Origin of the sequence: uncultured Gimesia sp. (genome assembly GCF_937919775.1) — a bacterium.
Classification (GTDB): domain Bacteria; phylum Planctomycetota; class Planctomycetia; order Planctomycetales; family Planctomycetaceae; genus Gimesia.
Window position 1 is genome coordinate 1 of the sequence record NZ_CALFPF010000316.1, and the last position, 5,241, is coordinate 5,241.

Sequence of the window (5,241 nt, forward strand, 5' to 3'; positions counted from 1 at the left end):
TCGATGCGGAGAACAAATTGGATGCTGACTCCAAACTCGATGCCAACGACAACAAGCTCAACTCTGACGTCGATGCGAAAATGAAATCGAAAGGGACAGTGAAGACGCCGGGAGTCACACCGCCTGCAATTGATAAGAATGCAGCACCTGTTGCACCAAAAGCAAATCCGGCAGATGGCGCAATCAACAAGCTTCCGAAGAACACCGGGCCGCAAGACCGACTGCAAAACAATGTCGACAGCTTAAATCGTCAGAATGGTAATCGTCCCTTCCGGAATGGTGTGCCTCAAACCTTTGAAGGTCAGGCAAACGTTGAAATCGACGACATGGTTCGACAGGGAACGGCCCATCTGGACATCGACGATGCAACACGTGCCCGTTACCGTCATCACAACGGTCACTGGTGGTTTCAGACTGAAAACGGTCAATGGCTGATCGACAATAATGGACAATGGGAAGAGTTCGATCCTGTAACCTATCGTAATCCAGGCCAGCAGATGAATCCGGATGATTATCAGGATCAGGGGAACGGCGACTACCAGTCCAACTCCGATTTCGATGGCGGTTACTATTACGATGACAACAGTTATGGTAACGGATACGGATATGGTAACGGCGGATATTACAACCGCGGAAACGGATACTATGGTAACCGGTTTTTCAATAACGGTAATGGCTACTATGGTCCTGGTTACTACAACCGTGGATACAATAACCGGGGATACTACAACAATTATGGCAACCGGAATAGCGGTCGCTGGAGTTCAGGTTACCGTGGCAATTCCAATCGCCGACAGGGTGCCGGCATTGGTGCCGGAATCGGTGGAGCGATTGGCGGAAATCGTGGCGCTGCCATCGGGGCCGGAATTGGTGCCGAGATTGCAGACTGAGTGAATTGAAAGACAGGATGCCATTTCCTGATCTGCATTACTTGGTAACGGATTGAAGTATTGCAAATAAGGCGGCCCAGCGGAGCTTCTCTGCTGGGCCGCCTTTCTTTACGCGCGGCGGTTCAAATCTTGCATGTCAGGCCACGCGCGGCCCGCTTGAACGCACCAAAATCCAACTTTGCTCTCATCAGAGCAAATCGAATCTGTTATACTTAACACATCACAAAATTCAACAATCTCAGACTCCCGGGTGCCACTGTCGGCTCGTCCGACAGTGCTGCCAGTGAGAACGTTCCACTCACAATCAGCGCGAAAAAATATGAAACATTCATTCAAACTCACCGGCTTCTATGTTCTGCTGACTCTCATCCTTTCCGGCAATGCCGGCCTGCAGGCTCAATTACAGATTCCGAAAACGTCGGCTCCCCAGGGGGCTCCGATCAAGACTTCGGTTTCAGTCACTTTGCTGACTGAAGATGGCGGTTCCGCGTTGTTTGCTCAGGAATGGGGGCGGATCTTTCGAGATCTGGATATTTCCATTCGGACGCGGCGGGCGGTGCTGGATGATGATCCCGAGATTGAAGAAAATGTGAGAGGCACCTTTCGTGAAGTCCGGCTGACGGGCACACTCGACCGGAGTGGAGTGATTCAGTTTCCCGGGCATCGATTTGACCGCCAGGATCTGGGGAAACTCAAGCAGTGGCTGAATGAACTCAAAACGTATGGCGCCCAGGGTTCGCCGGAAAGCAAACCGCTCTGGGGACTCTCAGCTGAGCAGTTTAAAACAATCTTTACAGAACTCTCCGAGCAGGCACCCGCGAATGTGCAGGGGCTGTCGCTGAAAGCAGCCGTCAGCAAACTCGCTTTCCCGGCGTCGCTGCCCGTGCGGTTCGATGTCGAAGCGGAAAAACGTATCTCCGAAATCCCCAGTGATGCCACCGTCATACCGGATCTGGAAAAACTGGCGAAAGGGACCGTGCTGGCGATTGCACTCAAGCAGTTTGGTCTGGCCTTTTATCCGTCGCGCACTCCGTCCGGCTCACTGGAACTGGTCGTCTCTCCCTGGGAATCCACAGACAGCCCCTGGCCGATCGGCTGGGACTTGAAAGATTCCCGTCAGAAGACGGCACCGCGTTATTTTCAATTGATCCCAGTCGAACTGAGCAACGTGCCTTTAAGAGACGTGCTGATGGCGGCGTCGAAGGCGTCGGGCATTCCGATGATTGCCGACGAGTATGGAATCAATCAGAAGCAGGTCGATCTGGACAAGCTCAAAGTCACAGTGCCGAAAAAACGGACGACATGGGGCATTCTGATCCGCGATGCCATCGGGCGGGAGGGGCTCACTCGCAAACTCGTAATTGATGAACGCGGGCAACCCTTCATCTGGATCACCGTCTTTACCCCGCGTGTTGGCCCGGCTGTGCGCTGAAGTATTAAGGAGTCGGCGGTGCAGGGGGGGGCGGAATCATTTCCATCAAGGGCTTTTTCATTTCCACACCCGGTTTCAGTTTCACCTGAGGCGGCGCCACTCTCATGGCGCCGTTGGCATTCACGGTCGGCTTCGAATTCATCATCGGTTGCATGTTCACAGCCGGCATCGGTTCCATCACCGGTTGCAGAGAGCCGTTAATCCCATTCACATTCATCACACCCTCATACATGGCCGCTTCGGCCCCCAGATTGCCACCCGTCAGATCAGGCCGGGAATACTTCACGTTACGTCCGGGAGTCACCCCGTATTGCCAATGGAGGTAGGAAACCTGTTTTGCCTGATACGGGAAATGCGATTGTTTTTCGAAAAAGATGGCCGGGGCACACAGCGTGTTGTAATCCATCCAGAAACTCGCCAGATTGTAGCGCTCTCGGTGTTGGAAGCACCCCTGCTGACTGAGCAAAACAGCGCAGACCAGCAGCTGCATACTTCGATGCCAGCAGGAAATCGGTTTTCGTTGCATGGAAAAAACCTGCTCGGGGGATGAATCACATTCACATCTGGTTCAAGCAGAATCGCCGACAATGATTGCGCAGCTTCTCTGATTGGATATAGACATTCATCGTCGAGAGAAAAGGGCAGGATTGAATCAATTCCTGACGAATACAAACAGGCGCGGAAAATGATTCCTGTTTCGTAAACCAGGTAAAATGGGAAGAGTTTTCACTGCCACATCCGGGCAAAGAATTTCCCCAGCGCGGGGATCTGATAATGGGCATTCAGACCGCTGGGGTTCGGCAGCACCCAAATCTCAGACTCGCCGAGGGTCCGTTCCTGCAGACCGAGCTGTGCCTGTTTTTCCTGAAACGCGTTCCGATAGGAGGTGATTCCCAGAAAGACGACCTTCTGCGGCTGAAATTGGATCACCTTTTCCGTCAGGATCTCAGCCCCTTCGTAAAGCTCTGCTTTTGAGAGTTCGTCGGCCCGTTTGGACGCGCGGCTGACAATGTTCGTCAATCCGCCTCCCCGCTTGAGCAGCAGATAATCTTCGAACGGCGAATAGAGCCGTTCGGTAATTTTACCGCGAAACATGGCGGGCCAGAAGCGGTTGCCGGGCCGGGCGAAGTGATGTCCGACCGCCGCCGAATATAGTCCGGGGTTCGTACCCACGAACAGCGCTTTTAACCCGGTTTCAATCAGATCGGGAAGCTGTTTATGAATGGCCTGTTCCAACTCGTCCGCTGTTGGCTTCCAGATTTCTTCCACGCTCCACAGACTCCCTGTTCTCTTTCAGTATCTCTCAGTCGATGAGTCCATCACTGCGAAGTGCATCGATCGCAGCATCAAACGCATTGACTGTAAAGTTGATATCGTCGTCCGTGTGAGCCGCCGTCGTCATCGCGCCCCAGCCAAACCAGTCGACCCCGTTCAGCAGCAGAGCACAGCGAAATGCGTGCCCCAACTGCGCATCGTGCTTGCGGTCCAGACGATCAAAATCATTATTGTAAGGCACGAACGAATCATCGGTGGGCCGCGGACCATCGTAACCGGGGAAGACTTTGATAATCGAAAACTGACCGTAAACGACCCAGTTCACGTTTTTGCGGGTGAGCACTTCGTTCATGCCCTTCCGCAGTTTCGCGGCACTTTCATTGGCGATTCGACAAGGCTCGCCGGTGGCGACATGCTTCAGCACGGCGATTCCAGCCGCCGCCGAAAGGGGATTCGCATTGTAAGTACCGGGATGTTTCATTTTCTGGCCGAAGGGATTATCGAAGGCAATCGCCTGCATCAGGTCGGCACGTCCTGCCAGACAGCCGCCGGGCAAACCGCCGGCGACGATTTTTGCGAGCGACGTCAGATCGGGCACGATGCCACAGACTTCCTGCATCCCGCCGGGCGCGACGCGAAAACCGCTGATGACTTCATCCAGAATCAGCAGCACCCCTTTGTCGGCGGTCAACTTTCTCAGTCCCTGCAGGAAACCGTCTTCCAGCGGCACCACACCCCAGCGACTGCCGGTTGCTTCGACAATAATACAGGCCGGATCATGTGCGGCGATCGTGCGTTCCACCAGGTCCAGATCGTTAGGGCGAATGATGACGAGTTCATCGGAAACTCCATCTGTCACGCCTGGCATCGCATAGGTTTTGTCATCGTGTGGCGGTTCTGAAGCCTGGGTGAGCAGATCGTGCCAGCCGTGAAAGTGGCCGGCAAATTTGATCACTTTGGTTTTGCCGGTGGCAATCCGCGAAACGCGCAGTGCCATCATCGTGGCTTCAGTACCGCTGCTGGTGAAACGCAGCATCTCGCAGGAAGGCACCAGTTGTCGGACGAGTTCACCCCATTCCAGTTCCAGTTCATGACAGGCGCCGAAGTGTGTTCCCTTTGCGACCTGATCCTGAACCGCCTTGACCATGTCGGGGTGACTGTGCCCCAGAATGAGCGCGCCGTGGCCGCTCCAGTAATCGATAATGTCGTTGTCGTCCACGTCAAATTTATGAGCGCCCAGAGCGCGGTCGACATAAATCGGAAACGGCTTCATGTATCGGCCGTCGTGCGTGACCCCGCTGGGAAACAGGCTGCATGCCCGCTGATACATCGTCGCCGATGTAGGAAACTTCGCAAAAAAGTCCGCTTCAATCTGCTGTCCCACTGCCTGACTCATGGCGTTTTACTCACAAAAACTGGTTTGAAAGAAGGCGGAAGCAGTTCACCGCGATGGCCCTCCCTGAATCGGTTGCCGTAGCGGGGGGCACTGTTGGCTTGTCCAACAGTGAATGCATCCTGATTACGAATCTGATTTCTTTAAAAAGTAAAAAATCCGCATCACACAATTTATATCGCAAACAGATCCAAATATCAAAGTGATCAGAGCACAAAATGTAGGGGGAGACCCATGTGTCTCCCCGTGAG

Annotated in this window: 5 protein-coding genes; 2 read left to right on the forward strand and 3 right to left on the reverse strand. The window is 53.8% G+C overall.

Annotation, left to right across the window (positions count from 1 at the left end):
* Both Q0294_RS08685 and Q0294_RS08690 read left to right on the forward strand, forming a co-directional pair.
* On the forward strand, positions 1-890 hold an 890-nt coding region (locus Q0294_RS08685), incomplete at its 5' end, for a hypothetical protein (RefSeq protein ID WP_299463440.1).
* 319 nt (positions 891-1,209) lie between these two features.
* A complete protein-coding gene (locus Q0294_RS08690; protein WP_299463442.1) occupies positions 1,210-2,322 on the forward strand; it encodes a hypothetical protein in 1,113 nt (370 codons plus the stop codon).
* Between the two features lie 4 nt (positions 2,323-2,326).
* On the opposite strand, the gene Q0294_RS08695 is transcribed toward Q0294_RS08690, so the two are convergent.
* From Q0294_RS08695 to Q0294_RS08705, 3 genes are all read right to left on the reverse strand, one after another.
* On the reverse strand, positions 2,327-2,848 hold the full coding sequence (locus Q0294_RS08695; protein WP_299463445.1) for a hypothetical protein: 522 nt from the start codon (positions 2,846-2,848) through the stop codon (positions 2,327-2,329).
* Between the two features lie 200 nt (positions 2,849-3,048).
* On the reverse strand, positions 3,049-3,591 hold the full coding sequence (gene mug / locus Q0294_RS08700; RefSeq protein ID WP_299463448.1) for a G/U mismatch-specific DNA glycosylase: 543 nt from the start codon (positions 3,589-3,591) through the stop codon (positions 3,049-3,051).
* Between the two features lie 34 nt (positions 3,592-3,625).
* On the reverse strand, positions 3,626-4,993 hold the full coding sequence (locus Q0294_RS08705; RefSeq protein ID WP_299463451.1) for an aspartate aminotransferase family protein: 1,368 nt from the start codon (positions 4,991-4,993) through the stop codon (positions 3,626-3,628).
* Positions 4,994-5,241 lie beyond the last annotated feature (248 nt).

Excerpts from the sequence above, each read along its gene's own strand:
- Q0294_RS08690 (WP_299463442.1), top strand. The coding sequence starts at position 1,210 with ATGAAACATTCATTCAAACTCACCGGCTTCTATGTTCTGCTGACTCTC.
- Q0294_RS08695 (WP_299463445.1), bottom strand. The coding sequence starts at position 2,848 with ATGCAACGAAAACCGATTTCCTGCTGGCATCGAAGTATGCAGCTGCTG.
- Q0294_RS08705 (WP_299463451.1), bottom strand. The coding sequence starts at position 4,993 with ATGAGTCAGGCAGTGGGACAGCAGATTGAAGCGGACTTTTTTGCGAAG.